21 protein-coding genes are annotated in these 20107 nt (G+C 68.3%); all 21 read right to left on the bottom strand.

The features are described from left to right. Positions 1-7: 7 nt before the first annotated feature. The 21 genes from flhB to J3A72_RS14150 all read right to left on the bottom strand — a co-directional run bounded on the left by flhB (position 8) and on the right by J3A72_RS14150 (position 20019). Positions 8-1138 carry a flagellar biosynthesis protein FlhB gene (gene flhB / locus J3A72_RS14250; RefSeq protein ID WP_049441911.1) on the bottom strand — a complete coding sequence of 377 codons (1131 nt, stop codon included), beginning with the start codon at positions 1136-1138 and terminating at the stop codon, positions 8-10. 206 nt (positions 1139-1344) lie between these two features. After that, complete coding sequence (locus J3A72_RS14245; protein WP_075076495.1) at positions 1345-3477, bottom strand: bifunctional diguanylate cyclase/phosphodiesterase; 2133 nt, start codon at positions 3475-3477, stop codon at positions 1345-1347. A 275-nt stretch (positions 3478-3752) separates the two neighbouring features. Then, positions 3753-4544: a flagellar biosynthetic protein FliR gene (gene fliR, locus J3A72_RS14240; RefSeq protein ID WP_014037103.1), complete on the bottom strand. Its 792-nt coding sequence runs from the start codon at positions 4542-4544 to the stop codon at positions 3753-3755. Positions 4545-4557: 13 nt separating this feature from the next. Further along, positions 4558-4827: a flagellar biosynthetic protein FliQ gene (locus J3A72_RS14235; RefSeq protein ID WP_005413254.1), complete on the bottom strand. Its 270-nt coding sequence runs from the start codon at positions 4825-4827 to the stop codon at positions 4558-4560. A 66-nt stretch (positions 4828-4893) separates the two neighbouring features. After that, positions 4894-5673 (bottom strand): flagellar type III secretion system pore protein FliP, encoded by a 780-nt coding sequence (fliP, locus tag J3A72_RS14230; protein ID WP_075076494.1) that lies wholly within the window; start codon positions 5671-5673, stop codon positions 4894-4896. 1 nt (position 5674) lies between these two features. Continuing rightward, entirely contained in the window at positions 5675-6094 is a 420-nt protein-coding gene (gene fliO / locus J3A72_RS14225) for a flagellar biosynthetic protein FliO (protein ID WP_014037105.1), read from the bottom strand. Next, a complete protein-coding gene (gene fliN, locus J3A72_RS14220) occupies positions 6091-6426 on the bottom strand; it encodes a flagellar motor switch protein FliN (RefSeq protein ID WP_005409543.1) in 336 nt (111 codons plus the stop codon). The genes fliO and fliN overlap by 4 nt, the downstream gene beginning before the upstream one ends. Further along, complete coding sequence (gene fliM / locus J3A72_RS14215) at positions 6423-7427, bottom strand: flagellar motor switch protein FliM (RefSeq protein WP_014647040.1); 1005 nt, start codon at positions 7425-7427, stop codon at positions 6423-6425. Before fliM ends, fliN begins: the two co-directional genes overlap by 4 nt. A gap of 10 nt (positions 7428-7437) precedes the next feature. Further along, positions 7438-7953 carry a flagellar basal body-associated FliL family protein gene (locus tag J3A72_RS14210; RefSeq protein ID WP_049441913.1) on the bottom strand — a complete coding sequence of 172 codons (516 nt, stop codon included), beginning with the start codon at positions 7951-7953 and terminating at the stop codon, positions 7438-7440. Between the two features lie 192 nt (positions 7954-8145). After that, positions 8146-9312, bottom strand: a complete 1167-nt coding sequence (locus J3A72_RS14205) for a flagellar hook-length control protein FliK (protein WP_075076493.1) — start codon at positions 9310-9312, stop codon at positions 8146-8148. Beyond that, entirely contained in the window at positions 9312-9779 is a 468-nt protein-coding gene (gene fliJ / locus J3A72_RS14200; RefSeq protein WP_075076492.1) for a flagellar export protein FliJ, read from the bottom strand. The genes J3A72_RS14205 and fliJ overlap by 1 nt, the downstream gene beginning before the upstream one ends. A 3-nt stretch (positions 9780-9782) precedes the next feature. Beyond that, complete coding sequence (locus J3A72_RS14195; protein WP_014647044.1) at positions 9783-11168, bottom strand: FliI/YscN family ATPase; 1386 nt, start codon at positions 11166-11168, stop codon at positions 9783-9785. After that, entirely contained in the window at positions 11165-11806 is a 642-nt protein-coding gene (locus J3A72_RS14190; RefSeq protein WP_014647045.1) for a FliH/SctL family protein, read from the bottom strand. The genes J3A72_RS14195 and J3A72_RS14190 overlap by 4 nt, the downstream gene beginning before the upstream one ends. Then, positions 11803-12789: a flagellar motor switch protein FliG gene (gene fliG, locus J3A72_RS14185; RefSeq protein WP_024958226.1), complete on the bottom strand. Its 987-nt coding sequence runs from the start codon at positions 12787-12789 to the stop codon at positions 11803-11805. Before fliG ends, J3A72_RS14190 begins: the two co-directional genes overlap by 4 nt. 7 nt (positions 12790-12796) lie before the next feature. Next, the gene (gene fliF, locus J3A72_RS14180; RefSeq protein ID WP_014647047.1) at positions 12797-14443 is read right to left on the bottom strand and encodes a flagellar basal-body MS-ring/collar protein FliF; all 1647 of its coding nucleotides are present in this window, start codon (positions 14441-14443) and stop codon (positions 12797-12799) included. Between the two features lie 13 nt (positions 14444-14456). Next, on the bottom strand, positions 14457-14822 hold the full coding sequence (gene fliE, locus J3A72_RS14175) for a flagellar hook-basal body complex protein FliE (protein ID WP_014037113.1): 366 nt from the start codon (positions 14820-14822) through the stop codon (positions 14457-14459). A 337-nt stretch (positions 14823-15159) separates the two neighbouring features. Continuing rightward, a complete protein-coding gene (locus tag J3A72_RS14170) occupies positions 15160-15576 on the bottom strand; it encodes a hypothetical protein (protein ID WP_075076491.1) in 417 nt (138 codons plus the stop codon). A gap of 185 nt (positions 15577-15761) precedes the next feature. Beyond that, on the bottom strand, positions 15762-17267 hold the full coding sequence (locus J3A72_RS14165) for a sigma-54 dependent transcriptional regulator (RefSeq protein WP_075076490.1): 1506 nt from the start codon (positions 17265-17267) through the stop codon (positions 15762-15764). Further along, positions 17264-17641, bottom strand: coding sequence for a response regulator transcription factor (locus tag J3A72_RS14160; protein WP_010485922.1), 378 nt, complete (start codon positions 17639-17641; stop codon positions 17264-17266). The genes J3A72_RS14165 and J3A72_RS14160 overlap by 4 nt, the downstream gene beginning before the upstream one ends. A 14-nt stretch (positions 17642-17655) precedes the next feature. Further along, positions 17656-19065 (bottom strand): RNA polymerase factor sigma-54, encoded by a 1410-nt coding sequence (gene rpoN / locus J3A72_RS14155; protein ID WP_140222817.1) that lies wholly within the window; start codon positions 19063-19065, stop codon positions 17656-17658. 321 nt (positions 19066-19386) lie between these two features. Continuing rightward, the gene (locus J3A72_RS14150; protein WP_032959406.1) at positions 19387-20019 is read right to left on the bottom strand and encodes a response regulator transcription factor; all 633 of its coding nucleotides are present in this window, start codon (positions 20017-20019) and stop codon (positions 19387-19389) included. Positions 20020-20107: the final 88 nt, after the last annotated feature.

Raw genomic sequence — 20107 nt, 5'->3', positions numbered from 1 at the left:
TGGGCGCTCACGGGCGGCCTCCCTTGCCGAATTCATCCACCTGGATGTGCGGGGCGTCCGGCATCGGGCCAGTGCGCCAGGCGCGCAGCTGGTAGACGTAGGACAGGACCTGGGCGACGGCCGAATACAGTCTCACGGGGATTTCCTTTCCGAGTTGGCCTTCCCGATACAAGGCGCGTGCCAAAGGCGGGGCGGAGACGATCGCCACCTTGTTGCCGTCGGCCACTTCACGGATGCGCAGGGCGGTTTCGTCCACGCCCAGCGCGACCACGGTGGGGGCGTTCATGGCGCCGCCCTCGTACTTCAGGGCCACCGCGTAGTGGGTGGGGTTGACCACCACCACGTCGGCAGTGGGCACCGCCTCCATCATCCGGCGGTTGGCCATCTGCTGCTGCAGCTGGCGGATGCGGCCCTTCACCTCGGGGCTGCCCTCGCTTTCCTTCATTTCCCGGCGCAGTTCCTCGCGGGTCATCTTCAGCTTGCGCATCCAGTTCCAGCGCTGGTACGGCGCATCGATGGCGGCCAGCACCAGCATCGCGCCGGCGGTGGCCAGCAGCAGGCGCAGGGTGAAGCCCAGGCCATCGGTGATGGCGGTTTCCAGCGGGTGGTGGATCAGCCCGCGCAGGGTGTCGAAGCCGGTCCAGACCACCAGCCCGGCGGCGACGCCGACGAAGGCCACGCGCAGCAGCGATTTGGTGAATTCGGCAATCGCCTCCGGGCCATACAGGCGCTTGAGCCCGCTCATCGGGTTCATGCGGTTGATGTCGGGCAGCAACGCCTTCTGCGACCAGCGCAGGCCGCCCATCACCAGCGGGGCGACGAAGCTGGCCAGCAGGCAGACCAGCACCAGCGGTGCGATCACCAGCAGGAACTGCAGCAGCAGGTCGCCGAAGTGGCCGAACAGTTCCTTCGGGTTCTGCCGCAGGCTCTGTTCGGGGCTGAGCGCGTGCTTCATCCAGGCCGTGGCGCCACGGCCGATCGAGCCGCTCATGGCCATCACCGCCAGCACGCCGGCGCCGAACACGGCGGCGGTGCCAAGTTCGCGCGAGCGCGGCAGGTTGCCCTGTTCACGGGCATCGCGCAGGCGTTTTTCGGTGGGTTGTTCGGTCTTTTCGCCGGCGGATTCGTTCTCGGACATCACGGGCACTGCGGCAGGGGGTGCCGGGGTGCGTGCAAGAACTGTTCCACGCATGGCGTGGATCTACCGACGGCCCGTTCTGTAGAGCCGAGCCCACGCTCGGCTACGGTTGGGGCCAGGCGCGTAGCACCGCCGAGCATGGGCTCGGCTCTACAGGAGGGTGCCGCAGGAATCGTTCCGTGATGGCGGGCGCGCGTGGCCCGGTGTCAGCCCGGCGGGTATTGCGGCGGCGGGCTCTGCGCCAGTTCCACCCGCGGCCGCGGCAGGTCGTGCAGCTGCATGAAGCGCGCCGCGTCGACCGGGCGGCCCAGCAGGTATCCCTGCAGGAAGTCGCAGCCCAGGCGTTCCAGGTAGGCGCGCTGCGCGGCGGTCTCCACGCCCTCGGCGACGATGTCCATGTCCAGCGCATGGCCCAGCGCCACGATCGCCGAGACGATCACCACGTCTTCGGCACTGTGTTCCAGGTCGCGCACGAACGCATGGTCGATCTTGATCTCGGTGGCCGGCAGCCGCTTCAGGTACAGCAGGCTGGAATAGCCGGTTCCGAAATCATCGATGGAGATGCCCACGCCCAGCGCCGACAGCGCCTGCAGCAGGCGAAGGCTGGTATCGGTATCGCGCATGACGGTGCTTTCAGTGATCTCCAGCACCAGGTGGCGCGGGGCAATGCCATGGCGCTCGATCACCTCGCGCACATCCTGCAGCAGGTGCGGCGAACTGAACTGCACCGGCGACAGGTTCACCGACATCGACCAGCTTTCATGCCCGGTGTCGTGCCAGCGCCGCAGCTGCTGGCAGGCCTGGTCCAGCGCCCAGCGCCCGATCTCGTTGATCGCACCGCTGCGCTCGGCCAGGCGGATGAAGCGGTCGGGGGGAATCAGGCCGTGTTCCGGATGGCGCCAGCGGATCAGCGCTTCGGCGCCGGCCACCTTCTGCGTGGCCACGCGGATCTTCGGCTGATAGTGCAGGAACAGCTGCTCGCTGCCGATGGCACGGCGCAGGTCGGCCAGCAGCCGGAACTGCTGCTCGGCACTGTCGTTCATCCAGTCGGCGAACAGCACGAAGGCGTTGCGGCCGGACTCCTTGGCCTGGTACATCGCCGCGTCGGCGAAGGCCATCAACTGGCGCTCGCTGGCGGCGTGGTCCGGGCAGATCGCCACGCCGATGCTGGCGGTCACCTGCAGTTCGTTGTCCGGCAGCAACGGGCCGCTGCCCACCGCCTGCAGGATGCGCCGGGCCAGGGTCGGCAGGTCCTCGTCGTGCTCGATGCGCACCACCAGCACGAACTCGTCGCCGCCCAGCCGTGCCAGCATATCGTGCGGGCGCAGCAGTTGGCGGGTGCGTTCGGCCACCGCCACCAGCAGCGCATCACCGGCCTGATGGCCATAGGCATCATTGACCTGCTTGAAGCCGTCCAGGTCCATGAACATCACCGCGAAGCGGTTGCCGCCCTGTTCGGCCTCGGCCAGTGCCTGCACGATGCGCCGCTGCAGCAGCAGGCGGTTGGGCAGGCGGGTGAGCGGATCGTGCAGCGCGGCCTGGGTCAGTTCCTGCTGCGCGTCGGTCAACGAGGTGCTCAGCATCGAATTGCGCAGCCGCAGCAGTTGCGCTTCCACGCGCTGGTCCAGCCATGAGACCACCAGCACCACGGCCAGGATCGCCACGGTCAGCACTACCACCAGCATCGCCAGCCACTCGTTCTGCAGGCCATCGCCGACCGCCGCGCCGCAGACGCTGCCTTCCGGGAAGCGCGCAGCGGCCATGCCGGTGTAATGCATGCCGACGATGGCCAGGCCGAGCAGGCCCGCCGCCGCCAGTCGATCACCGATGCGGGTGCGCTGGGCGCGCAGCCGGAACGCCACGTACAGCGCGGTCCAGGAGGCAGCCACCGCCACCATCAGCGAGAACAGCAGCCAACCCGGGTCGTAGTCGATGCCCGGCTGCATGCGCATTGCAGCCATGCCAACGTAATGCATGCCGGCGATGCCGGTGCCCATCAGCAGGGCGCCGACCGCCAATCGCGGGTGGGGCAGGGTGCGCAGCGAGACCAGCCACAGCGCGAACACCGATGAGGCGATGGCAAGCGCAAGCGAGAGCAGGGTGATGGGAAGGTCGTAGCCCAATGGAATGGGCAGGTCGAAAGCCAGCATGCCGATGAAATGCATCGACCAGATGCCCAGGCCCATGGCGAAGCCGCCGCCCAGCCGCCACCACCAGGCCGCGCCCCTGCCCGGTGCGGTCACCGTGCGCCCGGCCATCGCCAGCGCGGTGTATGAAGCCATCACGGCGACCAGCAGCGAGATCGCCACCAGCCACGGGTTGTACGTGCCTACCAGCATTCGTCAGTCTCCCGGACCTGCCTGTCGACGGAAACCACGGTGGGGCATGCATGAGGCAGGCCGACGCACGACGCCGGCCATGTGCGGCATCCCCCCGGTTGCCGCGCATTCACTCTAACGCGCAGACCGGGGGGGACTTCAAGCGGCAATACGTGAAATTGCGCCTCTGTAGAGCCGAGCCCATGCTCGGCTGCCTTCGGCAGGAACGGCAGCCGAGCATGGGCTCGGCTCTACAGAAACAAATGCATGGCAAGCAGTAGAACGTGATGATCGGGTCAGTGTGTGACCGCGTCCGCAGCCTGGAAGGCGGCGTCGAACAGGCGCTGTACCGGCGGCCCCATTTCCCCTGCCAGCAGGGCCAGCAGGAACAGGCCCAGCAGCAGCGAGACCGGCAGGCCCAGCTGGATCGGATTCAGCGCAGGGGCGGCACGCGCCAGTACGCCGAAGGCCAGGTTCACCGCCAGCATCGCCACGGTGAGCGGAATCGCCAGCGTCAGCGCGCCGCGCAGCACGGTCAGCAGGAAGGTCGGGGCGATGCTGAAGAAGGCGTGCGGGTCCGGCAGCGGGGCGCCGATCGGCAGTGCGCGGTAGCTGTCGACCAGCAGCGAAATCAACGCCAGGTGGCCGTTGGCGGTGAAGAACAGCAGGCCGAACAGCAGGTAGAACCACTGGCCGATCACACCCGAAGTGCCACCGCGCAGCGGGTCGCTCATCTGCGCGAAGGCCAGGCCGGTGCCCTGCGCGATCAGTTCGCCGGCCATCGCACCGGCTTCGAATACCAGCCGCAGCATGAAACCGATGGAAACGCCGATGGCCAGTTCGCGCGCGATGGTCAGCACCGTAGCCGCGTCGAAGCCGGTCCAGTCCGGTACCGGTGGCAGCAGCGGCGCCAGTGCAATGGCCAGGGTGCCGGCCAGTACCACGCGCACCCGCGACGGCACCGCGCGCGTGCCGACCATGGGCATGGCCATGGCCACCGCGCCGATGCGCAGCATGGTCCACAGCACGGTGCCGATCATGCCGAAGGCCTGCAGGCCGTCGGCCGCCATCTGTGTCGCGGCGTCCATCGAAGCGCGTGTCCTAGCCGATCAGGTGCGGAATGCGCTGGAACAGCAGCGTGGTGAATTCAACCAGGTGGCCGATCAGCAGGCTGCCCAGCGCGAACAGCACTGCGGTCAGCGCCGCCGCCTTGGCGACGAAGGCGATGGTCGGTTCATTGAGCTGGGTCGCGGCCTGCACGACACCGACCACCACGCCCACCACCAGTACGGTGAGCAGCAGCGGGCCGGCCACCCACAGCACGGTGATCAGGCCGCCACGCAGTTCGGTCAAGGCAAGTTCGGGAGACATTCGGGTTCCACCTTCTTATATAGAGTCGAGCCATGCTCGACTGTCTTTCAATCGCGCCGGATCGCGTCACGCGGGATTGAAGCTGGCCGCCAGCGTGCCCACGGTCAGCACCCAGCCATCCACCAGCACGAACAGCAGGATCTTGAACGGTGCCGACACCAGCATCGGCGACAGCATCATCATGCCCATGGACATCAGCACGCTGGCGACGACCAGATCGATGATCACGAACGGAATGAAGATCAGGAAGCCGATCTCGAAAGCGGTCTTCAGTTCGCTGGTGACGAACGAGGCGACCAGCACCGGGAACGGGATCGCATCGGGGCTGGCGTAGGTGCCGTGCCCGGCGATGCCGGCGAAGGTCATCAGGTCGGTCTCGCGGATCTGCGCCAGCATGAACCCGCGCAGCGGCTGCGTGGTCAATGTCCAGGCGGTCTGGAAGTCGATGTCGCCGTTGAGATAGGGCGCCATGCCCGTGCTCCACGCCTTGTCCCAGGTCGGCATCATCACCATCGCGGTGAGGAACAGGGCCAGGCCCAGCAGTACCTGGTTGGACGGCGTCTGGCCGGTACCCAGTGCCTGGCGCAGCAGGCCCAGCACGATGATGATGCGGGTGAACGAGGTCAGCACCAGCAGCATCGACGGGATCAGGGTGATCGCGGTCATCAGCAGCAGGGTCTGCAGCGGCAGGCTGACCGGCTGGCCGCCGATCTTGCCGACGTTGACGTCCGGCAGCGGGGTGGCCGGGGTGCCGGGCGCGGCGAACGCCAGCACCGGCAACAGGCACAGGGCAAGCAACAGCAGCCACGGCATCAGGGTGGCAACACGGGTACGGGTGACACGCATGTCAGGGGTCCTTGCGCAGCCGCTGCTGCAGCAGCTGGGCGAAATTCGGCAGGTTCTTGAAATCCGGCACGCGCACCGGCGCCGGTGGCGGCAACGGTTCGGGCAGGGTATGCAGGGTGTTGATGCCGCCGGCAGTGACGCCCAGCAGCAATTGCTGGCCGTTGACCTCCACCACCACCACGCGCTCCTTGGCGCCGACGCTGAGGCTGGCCACCAGCTTCATGCCTTCGGCCGGGCGGAAGCCGCTGCCGGGCATGCGCTTGAGCAGCCAGCCCAGGCCGATCACCAGCGCCAGCACCGCCAGCAGCGCCAGCACCGCACCGAACAGGCTGGGTGCGGCGGCCGCGTGCTGGCCGACCTGCGGGCCGATCGGCGCTGCGGTCTTGCCGACCGCCAGCAGGGTGGAGGCCAGCAGGCTCAACGCAGTCTCCGGATCCGCTCGCTCGGGCTGACCACGTCGGTCAGGCGCACGCCGAAGCGGTCATTGATCACCACCACTTCGCCGTGGGCGATCAGGGTGCCGTTGACGAACACGTCCAGCGATTCGCCGGCACCGCGCTCCAGTTCCACCACTGAACCCTGGTTGAGCTGCAGCAGGTTGCGGATCGGCAGGCGGGCACGACCGACTTCCAGCGACAGGGTCACCGGCACATCGAGGATCACGTCCAGGTTCAGGTCCGGACCGTTGGCCTCGTCGGCCTGCAGGCTGCTGAACTGGGCCGGGGTCGGTTCGAGGGCGTCGATATCGTTCATTGCGGGTCTTCCTGGATGACGGGTACGCGCGGGCGGGTGCCCGGCGGATGGGTAGCGGTGATCTTCACGGCGTTCATGCCGTTGGCGATGCCGAACTCGCCGGTGAACACCGGAATGTTCTCCACGCACAGCGGCACCTGCGGGCTCAGCTCGATCGGCAGGATGTCGCCGACCTTCAACTGGGTCAGGTCGCGCAGGGTCATGCGCTTGCTGGCCAGTACGCTGGACAGGGTGACTTCGGCGATGTTGAGCTGCTCGCGCAGGGTCTTGCCCCAGCTCTCGTCGCGGTCGTTGCGGTCGCTCTGGATGCCGGCGTCGAGCAGTTCGCGGATCGGTTCCAGCATCGAGTAGGGCAGGGTGACGTGGATGTCACCGCCGCCGCCGTCGAGCTCGACGTGCAGGCGGCACACCACCACGTACTCGCGCGGGGTCACGATGTTGGCGAAATGCGGGTTGATCTCCGAGTTGATGTACTCGAAGTCGACGTCCATCACCGGTGCCCACGCTTCGCGCAGGTCGGCGAAAGTCTGCTTCAGCAGCAGGTGGATCACCCGCATTTCGGTGGCCGTGAATTCGCGGCCCTCGATGCGGGTCGGGTAGCGCCCGTCGCCGCCGAAGAAGTTGTCGACGATGGCGAACACCAGGGTCGGCTCGAACACGATCAGGCCGGTACCGCGCAGCGGCTTGAAGCGGATCAGGTTCAGGTTGGTCGGCACATACAGCGAGTGCATGTAGTCGTTGAACTTGATCAGTTCGATGCCGCGCACCGACAGCTCGGCCGAGCGCCGGATCAGGTTGAACAGGCCGATCCGCCACAGGCGCGCGAAGCGCTCGTGGACCATTTCCAGGGTCGGCATGCGACCACGGATGATGCGGTCCTGGCTGGCGAAGTCGTACGAGCGCGCTTCGCCTGACGGGGGTTCCGCATCGGTCTCGACCGCGCCGCTGTCCACGCCGTGGAGCAGGGCATCGATCTCGTCCTGGGACAGCAGATCATTCATCGGGGGGCCCTTACTGGGTCACGAAGCTGGTGAACAGCAGATCGTCTGCGCCGTTGCTGCCGGTCTCGGCCTTGAGCACCTTCTGCACCTCGGCCAGCGAACTGGCCTGCAGCTTCTGCTTGCCGGCGACATCGGCGATCTGGTCCGGGCTGACCTGCGAGAACAGCATCAGCAGGCGCGCGCGGATGGCCGGGGCATGGGTCTTGATCGCTTCCAGCGCGGCCGGGTCGCGGGTCATCAGCTGGACCTCCAGCTGCAGGTAGCGCGGGCCGTCGACCGGGCCATTGAGGTTGACCACGAACGCCGGGTCCAGCGCGAAGTACTGTGCCGGGGCCGGGGTCGCGCTCTTCTTGGGCGCCTGCGCGGTCTTCTCTTCGTGCTTGGACTGGGTGAAGAACCACACGCCGCCACCAGCGGCAGCGGCGGCCAGTACGGCCACCAGTGCGGTGATCAGGATCGGACTACGCGGCTTGGCGGCCTTGTCCTTCTCGGCGGTCTTCTTGGTTTTGTCAGCGGCTGCGGCCACGGGGTGAAGCTCCTGAGGGTTGCTTCACCGGGATATGCAAGGGGTGTGCCGAAGGCTGGGCCCGCAGGGTGCGACGGAATTCCGTCGGGGTGCAGGTAGGGCCGTGCGGAGCAAGCTCAGCACCCACCAACGCAATACGGGGAGGTGCCGACCGCCTGCCCTGGTGGGTGCCAACCTTGGTTGGCACACCTGTCAGGCGTAGGCGTCCAGCAAGCCGCGCTGGCGGATCAACTGCGCGGACGACACGCTGGCATCGCCCGGCGTCGGTTCTCCGTCGCCGGTCATGCCCCCGCCACCGGGTTGTCCCGACGCATTGCCGTCACCACCAGACGCCTGGTGGCCGACATCGGCGTGAGCCAGCTGGAAGCCCTGTTCGCCCAGCAGCTCGCGCAGGCGCGGCAGGCTGCTTTCCAGTGCCTGGCGCACGTCCACGTGCGGGCTGCTGAAGCTGGCATGCACCTTGTCGCCGTTCAACTGCAGGCGCACGTCGACCGGCCCCATGTCGTCCGGGCTCAGGCGGATGTGGGCATGGCCGATCTTCTGGTCGGCCAGCCAGCCCAGGCGTGCGCCGATGGCCTGGTCGAAGCCATCGTCACCCAGCACGGGCTTGGGCGTGGGTTCGCCATTGAAGATCGCGTTGCCGGTGGCGAGCGCCGCCTTCAGGTCCTGCACGGCGGCGGCTGCCGGTGCGTGCAGCAACGGTGTATTTGCGCGGTCGCCAACGGCGGCCACGTCACTGCCTTCGCCGCGCTCGCTGCGCTTGCCGGGCAGGCTCATCGCCGGCAATGGCAGCGCGGTGGCATCCTCCGCGCTGGTCGCCGCCGGTTTGCCGTCGGCCGCCACGGGGGCTGCGGTTGCCGCTGCTGGCGCTGCTGCAGGCAGTGTCGGGGTCGCGGCGGGGGCAGTGGTGGGTAGCGCCGTACCGCTGGCCAGTGATGGTGCAGCGCTGCCCGCCAGAGCGACGGCCGGATCGGCAGGCGTCGGCATCGCCAGCACCAGGCCGGCCAGGCCGATCGGTGGCCACGGGGCGTCCTCGGTCGCGGCGGGCTTGTCCTTGTCGGTGCCGGGTCCAGCCGGGGGCAGGGCAACGGGCGGTAGCGGCGGCGTTTCGGCAGTTGCCGCTTCCGCGTCCGCGCTGCGTTCGCCCGGTGCCTGGCCATTGCTGTCGGCGGTCGATGGCTGGCTGGGCGTGGACGGCGTCGGTGTGGTAGCGCTGCCGGCAGGCGCGGGCGCGGAGGGCGCACCGCCCTGCAGCAGCTGGCTGAAGTCCTTTGCGCCTTCGCTGCGCGCGGCGCGTGCGGCACTGTTGCTGGTGGCGGGCGTGGCCGGGTTGGCGCTGCTGGCGAGCGGGGCGGGCATCACGGGCGGCCTCCCTGCTCGGCGCCGTCCTGGTCTTCGGCCTGCACCACGCGCGCGCGCCGCGCGCCAATGTCGTCCATCTCGCGCTGGTCGCGGCGGTCGGTCACCACCTTTTCCTGCGCGCGGTAGCTGGCGGCCAGCTGCTCCAGCACCGCCTTGTCACGGCTGGCCAGGATCAGCCGCGCGCGCTCGGCCTCCACTTTTTCGCGGTTGCCGTTGACCGTGGCCTGCTGCTGCTCGACCGCACTGTCCAGGCGATCAAGGAAGGCGCGGCGGTTCAGCAGCTGTGCCGGGCTGGTCGCTGCCATCTGGGCGTTGGCGTACTCCTCGGCATAGCGGCGCAGTTCGTCCAGGCGCGACAGATGGGTGTCGAGCACGCGCTGGCGTTCGGCCAGGTCGCGGGCGACCGCGTCCTCGTGTTCCTGGGCCCGCTTGAGCAGGGGATCGATGCGCTTGGACTGGTTCATGGCTTAACTCTCTTGTTCCACCAGGCGCTGCAGCGCCGCCTGGCTGTGCGGGAGATCTGCGGCCTTTGCAACGTCCTGGCCGAGGAACTCCATGATTTCCGGCCAGCGTTCCAGGGCTTCGTCGGTGGCCGCGTCGTTACCACGCTGGTAGGCACCGATCGCGATCAGGTCACGGTTGGCCGAGTACGCCGAGACCAGTCGCTTCAACTTGCGGATGCGCAGGCGCCACGGCTCGTCGGCGATTTCCGTGACCACGCGGCTGACCGACGATTCGACGTCGATGGCCGGGTACAGGCCGCTGTCGGCCACCCGGCGCGAGAGCAGGATGTGGCCGTCGAGGATCGCGCGTGCGGCGTCGGCGATCGGATCCTGTGGATCATCGCCTTCGGTCAGTACGGTGTAGAACGCGGTGATCGAGCCGCGGCCCTTTGCGCCGTTGCCAGCGCGTTCGACCAGCGCCGGCAGCTTGGCGAACACCGAGGGCGGGTAACCGCGGGTGGTCGGTGGTTCACCGACCGACAAGCCGATCTCGCGCTGCGCCTGGGCGAAGCGGGTCAGCGAGTCCATCAGCAGCAGCACGTTCAGGCCCTGGTCGCGGAACCACTCGGCGATGGCGGTGGCACGGTAGGCACCGTGCAGGCGCGCCAAGGGTGGCCGGTCGGCGGGGCTGGCCACCACCACGGCGCGGCGCAGGCCTTCCTCGCCCAGCGTGGTCTCGACGAAATCGCGTACTTCGCGGCCTCGTTCACCAATCAGGCCGACCACGATCACGTCGGCAGCGGTGTAGCGGGTCATCATGCCCAGCAGCGTCGACTTGCCGACGCCGGAACCGGCGAACAGGCCGACACGCTGGCCGCGGCCGATCGGCAACAGCGCGTTGATCGCGCGCACGCCCACGTCCAGCGGCTGGGTGATCGGTTCACGCGCCAACGGATTGATCGACACGCCGGCCATGCCGACATGCCCTTCTGCGCGGATCGGGCCCTTGCCATCCAGCGGCACGCCGTCGCTGTCGATGACGCGGCCGAGCAGGCCTTCACCCACTTCCACGCCGCCACGTCGCGCCGACGGTACCACGCGGGCGTTGGGCAGCAGGCCGTGCAGTTCGGCGCTGGGCATCAGGTAGGTGCGCTCACCGGCAAAGCCGACCACTTCGGCATCGACCCAGCCACCATCGACCACTTCCACCTTGCAGCTGGCGCCCAGCGGCGCCTCGCAGCCGACCGCTTCCAGGGTGAGCCCGACCGCGCGGCGCAGCACGCCCTCGCGGATCAGCCCACGGCCATGCGCGGTATCCACGCGCAGGCCGTCCAGGCGCCGGGCCAGGCGCAGGTTGCGGGCCACGGCCCAGTCGGCCGGCGGCGGCGTCGTTTGCGGTGCGGCGCTCATGCCGTCGCCCCGGTCTGGCGGATCACCGCATCCAGCGCACCGCGCAGGCGGGCCTCCAGGGTGCCGTCGATGCGTACGGCTTCGGCGTGCACGCGCAGGTCGCCACGGCTGAGGCTGGTATCCGGTACCAGGCGCTGCGCCGGCGACAGGTTCAGCAGCGGGGCAAGCGCGGCGATGTCATCCGGGTGCAGCCGCACTTCCACCTCGCGGGTGCTGCCGCCCACGGCGTCAATCGCTTCGCCGACCAGCTGCGCCAGCAGTGCCGGCTCGGCCTCGTAGGCGCGGCCGACCAGCGCGCCGGCGATGCGCACCGCCAGTTCACCAAGGGCGCCGACCACTTCGTTCTCCAGCCGCACCAGCGGCCGGCTGAAGTTGTCGAGGATGCCTTCGATCTGCGCGGCGAGGCGACGCACCTCCGCCTGGCCCTGGCCGTAGCCTTCGGCATGGCCCTGATCGAATCCTTCCTTCTCCGCGCTGTCCTGGATCGCCTGGATTTCCTCCAGGGTCGGCAGCTGCAGCGGCGGCTCCGGTTCGTGTTCCGGGTCCGGCTCGGTGAGTTCGAACGCGTCCTCCTGCTCCAGCGCCGGTTCGGGCTGGGCCAGCAGGTCCGGGGCAAGCCAGCGCACGACGTTGCTCACAGCATGGCCTCCGCGCTGCCGCCGATGGTGACGGTGCCTTCATCGGCCATGCGCTTGACGATGGCCAGGATCTCGCGCTGCGCGCCTTCCACGTCGGACAGGCGCACCGGCCCGCGGGCTTCCATGTCTTCCAGCAGGATCTCGGCCGCGCGCTGCGACATGTTGCGGGTGATCTTGTCGCGCACCTTGATGTCGGCGCCGCGCAGGGCCAGGCCCAGGCGCTCGCCGCTCACCTCGCGCAGCACCAGCTGCATCTCGCGGTCGTCCAGGTCGACCAGATCGTCGAACACGAACATCAGGTCCTGGATGCGGTTGCTCAACGGCGCATCGATGCGGGCGATTTCGCCCAGGATCGCCTGGTCCTGGCCGCTGTCCATGAAGTTCAGGATGTTGGCCGCGCACTGCACGCCACCGATGTTCGACGACTTCAGGTTCTGGTTGCCGGCGAACTGGCGCTCCATGATCTCGTTGAGTTCATTGAGCGCGTTCGGCGGAATGCCGTCGAGGGTAGCGATGCGCAGCAGCACGTCCACGCGGGTACGGTCCGGCAGCAGTTTCAGCGCGTCGGCGGCCTGGTCGGTTTCCAGGTGCGCCATCACGATGGCGATGATCTGCGGGTGCTCGTTGCGCACCAGGTCGGCCACCGCACGCGGGTCCATCCACTTCAGCGCGTCCAGGCCGGTGGTGTTGCGGCCGAGCAGGATGCGGTCGATCAGGTTGCCGGCCTTCTCGCTGCCCAGCGCCTGCACCAGCATGTTGCGGATGTAGTCGTCCGAGCCAACGCCGAGTGAGGTCTTCGAGCCCAGCTCCTGGCCGAACTGGTCCATCACCCGCTCCACCTGCTCGCGGGTGATGTCGGTCATGGTGGCCATGGCGATGCCGATTTTCTGCACCTCCTTGGGTTCCATGTGGCGCAGCACTTCGGCCGCGTCCAGCTCACCCAGCGAAAGCAGCAGTACGGCGGCGCGCTGCACGCCAGTCAGTGCGGCCTCAGTCATTTGCCACCCAACCCTTGACCACCTGGGCCACGCGCTTGGAGTCGGTCTTCACGGCTTCACGCGCCATCCGCAATCGTTCCTCATATGAATCCACCGGCAGGGCCAGTGCTTCCGGCCCGCCCAGGCTGGCCCGGTCAGCGCCCAGCGCCGGCAGCGGCATGCCGTCGTCATCGACCAGCTGCACGTCCGCGGTATGCGGCTCGAGTGCCTGTTCGTCGTTCTTCCTGCTCTGGCCGGTGATCGCGCGCAGCGCCGGACGCAGCACGCCGAACAGCAGCGCCAGCACCACCACCGCGCCAAGCAGCATGCGGCCGGCATCGTGCACCCACGGCAGCTCCCACCACGACGGGCCTTCGACCGGCGTGGTGTCACGCACGAACGGGGCATTCATCACCGACACGGTGTCGCCACGCTCGGCGTTGAAGCCGACGGCCTGCTTGACCAGCGCTTCGACGCGGGTCAGTTCGGCAGCCGACAGCGGCTGCGGGCTCATCTTGCCGTTGGCGCCGGCGCGCGGCACGTTGTCCACCAGCACCGCCACCGAGACGCGCTTGATGCGGCCGGCCGGCTGGCGGGTGTGCTGCAGGGTGCGGTCCAGCTCGTAGTTGCGGGTCGCGTTCTTGCTGCTTTCGGTCGGGGCCTGCGCGGTGGCCGGTGCGGCCTGCTGGCCCGGCGGGCTGTTGCTGGTCGCACCCGGCACGCCCTGCGGGCCCGGCGTGCTGGTGGTGTTCTCGCTCATCTGCTCGCTGCGCAGCTTCTGCGGCTCGCCGTTGTAGAGCTCGCGGGCTTCCTCGGTCACCGAGAAATCCATGTCCACGCTCACTTCCGGGTTGACGCGGCCGGGGCCAGTCATCGGCTCCAGCAGTTCGCGGATGCGCTGGTTGAACGAAGTTTCCTGGCGGCGCACCTGCTCGAACTGGGCCGCGTTGACCGCCGCCTCGCTGTTCGGGTCGGTGATGCTGAGCATGCGCCCGCTCTGGTCGACCACGGTCACCCGTTCCGGCGCGAGGTCCGGAATGCTGGCGGCGACCATGTGCACGATGGCATCGACCTGGCTGCGTTCCAGCTGCTGGCCGCCACGCAGTTCCAGGGTGACCGAGGCGCTGGCCACGTCACGCTGGCGGGTGAACGCGCTGGGCTTGGGAATGGCCAGGTGCACGCGCGAATCGCGCACCGGGCGCAGCGTGTTGATGGTGCGCGACAGCTCGGTTTCCAGCGCGTGCTGGTAGCGCGCGCTTTCCACGAACTGGCTGACACCAAAGCCGGGGTCGCGTTCCATCAGCTCGAAGCCCAGCTTGCCGCTGTCGGTCAGGCCGGAGCCGGCCAGCTTCAGGCGGGCATCGTGCAGGTTCTTTTCCGGCACGGTGATGCCACCGGTGGCCGGGTCGAGCGCGAACGGAATCTGCGCGGCGCGCAGCAGGTCGGTCGCTTCAGCGGTCGCCTTCTGGTCCAGGCCGGTGTACAGCGGGACCATGCCCGGCTTCTGTGACCAGAAGAACACGGACAGGCCTGCCGCCACCGCCACCGCGATCATCGCCATCAGGCCCAGCCGACGGGTGATCTGCAGACTCTGCAGGCGGTCGAACCATTGCCCGGCCTTCTCGGCGTTCAGGCTGTCCTTGGAGAGCGTCAGTGCCATGCGTCAACGTTCCTTACAGCGGCATGTTCATCACGTCCTGGTAGGCCTGGACGAGACGGTTGCGGACTTCCACGGTGGCGCGGAAGGCGATCTGGGACTGCTGCGAGGCGACCATCACCTTGGCCAGGTCGGCGCTGGGGTCGCCCATCTCGAAGGCCTTGGCGAGGGCGCCGGATTTCTGTTGCGCATCGTTGACGCCGGCAATCGCACCACGCAGGGTTTCGGTGAAGCTGGCCGGCTGCACCTGCGGCGCATCCAGCACCGTGCCCGGCAGGGCATTGCTGCGCGGCGTTTCGCCCAGCGGGTTGAGCGCCGGCTGTCCCATCTGGGTCTGATAGGAGCGGATCTGCGAAAGGATCGAAGTGACGGAGTGGGACATCTGCAACGGTTCCAGAAACAGGGATGGGGTTGTCTGCTGGAGCCAGTGCAAGTGCCGTGCCGAAACCGGTTTTCGATTCAGTGAAGTGAGGGTGGGGGGTGGGTGTGTGGTGGCAGGGCTGCGCCCTGCACCCGCCGACGCCACGTCAACATCAACGTCAAAATCGGGCTATCCGTGGGGTGGCGGGCTGGGTCCGGCGGCAGGTGGCCGCGATCTGTTGGAACCTGCTGCTGATGGTGGGTGCCGACCGTTGGTCGGCACGGGGTCGGATCCCGTTGCAACGCAACGGGCTCTGACCCCATTGGCGGCGCCATTTAACCGGCGTCGGTTTTCTGGCCTATGGCTGCAGGGTCCATCGGCCGGAATTCTGGCGCTGGCGCGGGGCGATGGGGCCGTCATGCTGGGTGTAGATGAAACGGCCCTGGCGGTCGCTCTGGCAGGTCAGCAGCAGGGTGTGGTGGGCGAGGCCGGCCGGATGGGCCTCGGTCATCTGGATTTCCGCGATATGCGGGGCCAGGCGCTGGTAGCGGTAGCTGCCGCCGATGCGGAGGTCGGTGCCGAGGATGTCCAGCACGTACTGGCTGCCAGCAAAGCTGAGCTGCACCATGCGTCCGGCGTTGGGGTTGTCCGGCGCGTACAACGGGTCGCTGAGGTTGGTGAACTGGCGTTGGTCGAGCGTGGCGGGCAGGGTGCAGTTGGCCGCGGTGGCCAGGGCCGGGCAGAGCAGGACGGCGAGCAGGATCAGGTGATGCATGGTGGGACCTCCTTGGGATGTCCCTGCCATGCTCCGCACTGCGATTCCGTTGTCTCTAGGAAAACGTGCAAATGCAATGGGGTCAGATCCCTTTCCGCAGGAAAGGGATCTGACCCCGGGCACCACAAACACCAACGCCCGGGCAAGCCCAGGCGTTCGTGCCCCCTTCATGCGGGTCGCGCGCTTCAGCCGGCCAGTTCGGCCTGCTCGCGCTCGATGCCGTACTTGCGCAGCTTTTCCACCAGCGTGGTGCGGCGCAGGCCGAGCAGTTGGGCGGCGTGGGCGACCACGCCCTGGGTGCGTTCCAGCGCTTCGTTGATCAGGCCCAGTTCGATGTTGGCCATGTGGTTGCGCAGGTCCAGGCCATCGTCGGGCAGTGCCGCCGGTGCCGCCGGGCGATTGACGGCGATGCCGTGCTCCAGCGCCGGCTGGTTGCCGCTGCCGGGCGTGTGGAACGAGAAGCTGCGCAGGTCCAGGCGTTCTTCGCTGGCAACCGGCGCTGCAGGTACCGCTGCGGCCACCGCTGCCAGCGCGGCATCGCCACGATAGCGGGCCGGCAGGTCCTGCACGCGCACCGAACCACCCGGATGCAGCACGGCCAGGCGCTCGACCAGGTTGGTCAGCTCGCGCACGTTGCCCGGCCACTCGTAGTCGGCCAGCGCCTGCAGCGCTTCCGGGGTGAAGCGCACTTCGCCACGGCCGGTGCGGGCCAGCTGCGCGGCGATGGTTTCCACCAGCGCCGGCAGGTCTTCGCGCCGTTCGCGCAGCGCGGGCACGTCGATCGGGAACACGTTGAGGCGGTAGAACAGGTCCTCGCGGAACTTGCCCTCGGCGATGCGGGTCTCCAGGTCGCGGTGGGTCGCGGCCACCACGCGCACGTTGCAGCGGATGGTCTGGTTGCCGCCAACGCGCTCGAAACTGCGTTCCTGCAGCACGCGCAGCAGCTTCACCTGCATCGGCAGGCTCATGTCGCCGATTTCGTCGAGCAGCAGGGTGCCGCCCTCGGCCATTTCAAACCGGCCCTTGCGCGCGGTCAGTGCGCCGGTGAAGGCGCCCTTCTCGTGGCCGAACAGTTCGCTTTCCAGCAGGTCGGCCGGAATGGCGCCACAGTTGATCGCCACGAACGGGCCATCACGGCGCGGCGAGCGCTGGTGGATGGCGCGCGATACCACTTCCTTGCCGGTGCCGGATTCGCCCAGCACCAGCACGGTGGTGTCGAACGCGGCCACCTGCTCGATCATGGTGCGCAGCGCGGTGACCGCCGGGCCGTTGCCGGTCGGGCCTTGATCCTGCGCGGCGCCGGCCTGGTGCTCGGCATCCAGGCGCTTGAGGCTGGCACGGCGCAGCAGGGCTTCCATCTGCGCGTGGCGCAGCGGCGTTTCCAGCGGCCAGATGTTGGCTTCGTGCAGCCCGTGCTGCTGGGCAAACGCTGCAGCATCACCATCGGCCAGCAGCACCGGCGGCGGCAGGCTGCTGCCGCCCAGCCAGTGGTACAGCGCGGTACTGGCGGCGCTGTCATCCAGGCTGCCGACGATCACCGCCATCCAGTCGTTCTGGCGCTGGCGGCCCAGGTCGAAGTCGGCCGCGTCGGACACCCAGCGCGGGTTGAAGTCCATGAATTCCAGCAGGGCAACGGTGCGCTCTGCGCGCACGGCGTCGTTGTCCAGCACCAGGATGCGCGATTCGCTCACGATCGATCCTCCCTGAGGCCTTCCAGGATCGGCATGACTTCCTGGATGTAGGACAGCTTGCTGACAAAGTTGTCGGCGCCGGCGCGCAGCGCGTGTTCGCGGTGCTCGGCGTCGTCGAAGTGGCTGGCGATCACGATGTACGGTGCATCGTCCTGCGACTTGATCAGGCGGGTGGCCTGCAGGCCACCCATTTCCGGCATCGCCAGGTCCATCAGCACCACCTGCGGGCGCAGCGTTTCCGAGCGCTCGATCGCTTCCAGGCCGTTGCCGGCACTGCCGACGATCTGCAGCCAGTCGATCTTGCGGAAATGGCGCATCGCCGCGTTGATGAAGCCCTCGTGGTCATCGACCAGCAGGACCGTGAGCTTGTTCATGTCCAACATCCTTTTCAGCCCACCCGGGCCAGCTGGGGTTGCCTGGCGCTGAGCCGGCGCCGTTCGCGGGCCGGGGCGATATCCAGTTGTTCTCGGTATTTTGCGACGGTTCGGCGGGCAATGTTCACCCCCTGGCGTGACAGCAGGCCGGCAATGGCCTCATCGGCCAGCGGGCGGCCGGCCGGTTCGGCGTCGATCAGGCGGCGGACCATGGCCTTCACCGCCTGGCCGGAGACGCTGGCGCCTTCCAGACGCACGGCGAAGAAGTGCTTCAGTTCGAAGGTGCCGCGCGGGGTCTGCAGGAACTTGCCGGTGGTGATGCGCGAGACGGTGGACTCGTGCATGCCGATCTCCTCGGCCACTTCCTTCAGGGTCAACGGCGCCATGGCCTCTTCGCCACGGACCAGGAAGGCGGCTTGGCGCTCGACGATCACCCGCGCGGTGCGCAGCAGGGTGTCGTAGCGCATCGACAGGCCGCGGCTGAACCAGCGCGCCTCCTGCAGCATTTCGCGCAGTGCCGGGGCGGCGTCGCTGGTCTCGGCCAGGGCCTGTTCGTACTGGCTGTTGATCGACACGCGGCGGCTGGTGGCCGGGTTCAGTGCGACCTTCCACTGCCCATCAGCGTGCCAGGCGACCACGTCCGGCACCACCACGGCGTTGCGTTCGGGCAGCAGGCTGTCGCCGGGGCGCGGCTGCAGCGAGAGGATCAGGCGCACCGCCTCGCGCACGTCGTCGATCTCGGCGTCGTGCTGGCGGGCGAGGGCGGGGTAGTCGTGGGCCGCGAGCGCGTCGAGTGCGCCATCGAGAATGCGTGCCGCCAGGTGGCGGGCCGGCACCACGCCATGCAGGCTGCGCAGCTGCGCCTGCAGGCCTTCGCGCAGGTCCTGCGCGGCCATGCCGGCGGGCTCGCCATGCAGCAGCTGCTGGCGGATCGCTTCCACGCCGTCGGCGGTGATGTCGAACTGGGCACTGGCCAGCAGCTGCAGCTGTGCCAGCGGCGCCTGCAGGTAGCCTGCCTCATCGCAGTGGTCCAGCCAGAACGCGGCCACCGCCAGCTGGCGGTCGTCCATGTCCAGCGCCAGGCGCTGCAGCACGCGCAGCTGCGGGTCGGTCGACTCGCCGGCGGCGATGCGCGCCATGCGATCGTCGTCGCCGTCCTGCCAACTGGCGCCGGCCACGTCCCACATCGACGGCTCGGGCAGTTCGTCAAAGGCGGCGGTATCGAGGGTGGTGGCACTCGCTTCGGTGGCGTCGGCAGCGGGCGCTTCGGCCTCCTCGATCTCCAGCAGCGGGTTGGAGTCCAGCAGGCGCTGGATTTCCTGCTCCAGGTGCAGGCCATCGAGCTGCAGCAGTCGGATCGACTGCAGCAGTTGCGGGGTGAGGTGGAGTTGCTGGCCCAGCTGGGTCGAGAGTGCAGCCTTCATCGTGGTTCCCCGGCACCGCTCCCCGGCGCCTTGTGGAACGCATCTTGCTTTTGATCCGGCGGGGGCGGAATCGGGGGGTTCCTGATGCATTTCGTGGAACTCCCGACAGGGTGTAGGGGAATTCCCTACACCGACGCGGGAAATTGACGAAATGCGTCGCCAAGTCATTGATTTGTGGTGGCGAAGCCGCTGGGCGCGCGGCGGTCGGGGCACGGATTCCTGTCAGGGAATGTCGGGGTGACGGGATGTCGTCGCCAACGCAGGGTGTCGCGGGGTCAGATCCGTTTCCGCGGGAAAGGGATCTGACCCCGATGCCGGCGCCTACTCGAGCTCGTGCTGATGGCGTGCGGCCAGCAGCAGCAGGTCATTGGCGCGGCGGCAGCCCAGCGATTCCATCATCCGCGCGCGGTGGGTCTCCACCGTCTTGACGCTGATGCCGAGATCGGCGGCGATTTCCTTGTTGCTCTCGCCCTTGCCGATGCGGCGCAGGATCTCACGCTGCCGTGGTGAGAGTGCGGCGATGCCGGTGGGTTTCTCGCGGCCCAGCATCGGCGCCAGCATCTTGGCCGAGATCTGCGGGCTCAGGAACACCTGGCCGGCGTGCGCGGCCCGCAGTGCCAGTTCCAGTTCCTGCGGTGCGGCGTCCTTCACCACGAACCCGACCGCGCCACGATCCAGTGCATCGCGCACGTGGGCGGCATCGTCGTGCATGGTCATCATCACCACCCGGGTACCGGGGGCACGCAGGCGGATGTCGCTGAGCGCTTCCAGGCCGGTGCGGCCCGGCAGCGAGAGGTCCATCAGCACCACATCCGGTGCGTGCTGCAGGGACAGTTGCAGTGCCTGTTCGGCGTTGCTGGCCTCGGCCACGAGCTGCACGTCGGCAAACCCCTGCAGCAGCCGCGCCAGGCCGGCGCGGACAAGGGTGTGATCGTCGACGATGAGAACTCGCACAGGCACGCAGCAGATCCGTGTAGGGGCATCCACCTTAACTTAGCTGAACGGGCGCGCCAAGGGTCGGCCGTACAGCGCCAAGGGGGCG

The organism is Stenotrophomonas sp. PvP093 (assembly GCF_017876915.1).
GTDB classification, from domain to species: domain Bacteria; phylum Pseudomonadota; class Gammaproteobacteria; order Xanthomonadales; family Xanthomonadaceae; genus Stenotrophomonas; species Stenotrophomonas muris.
This window is presented reverse-complemented; position numbering and strand designations above follow the sequence as displayed.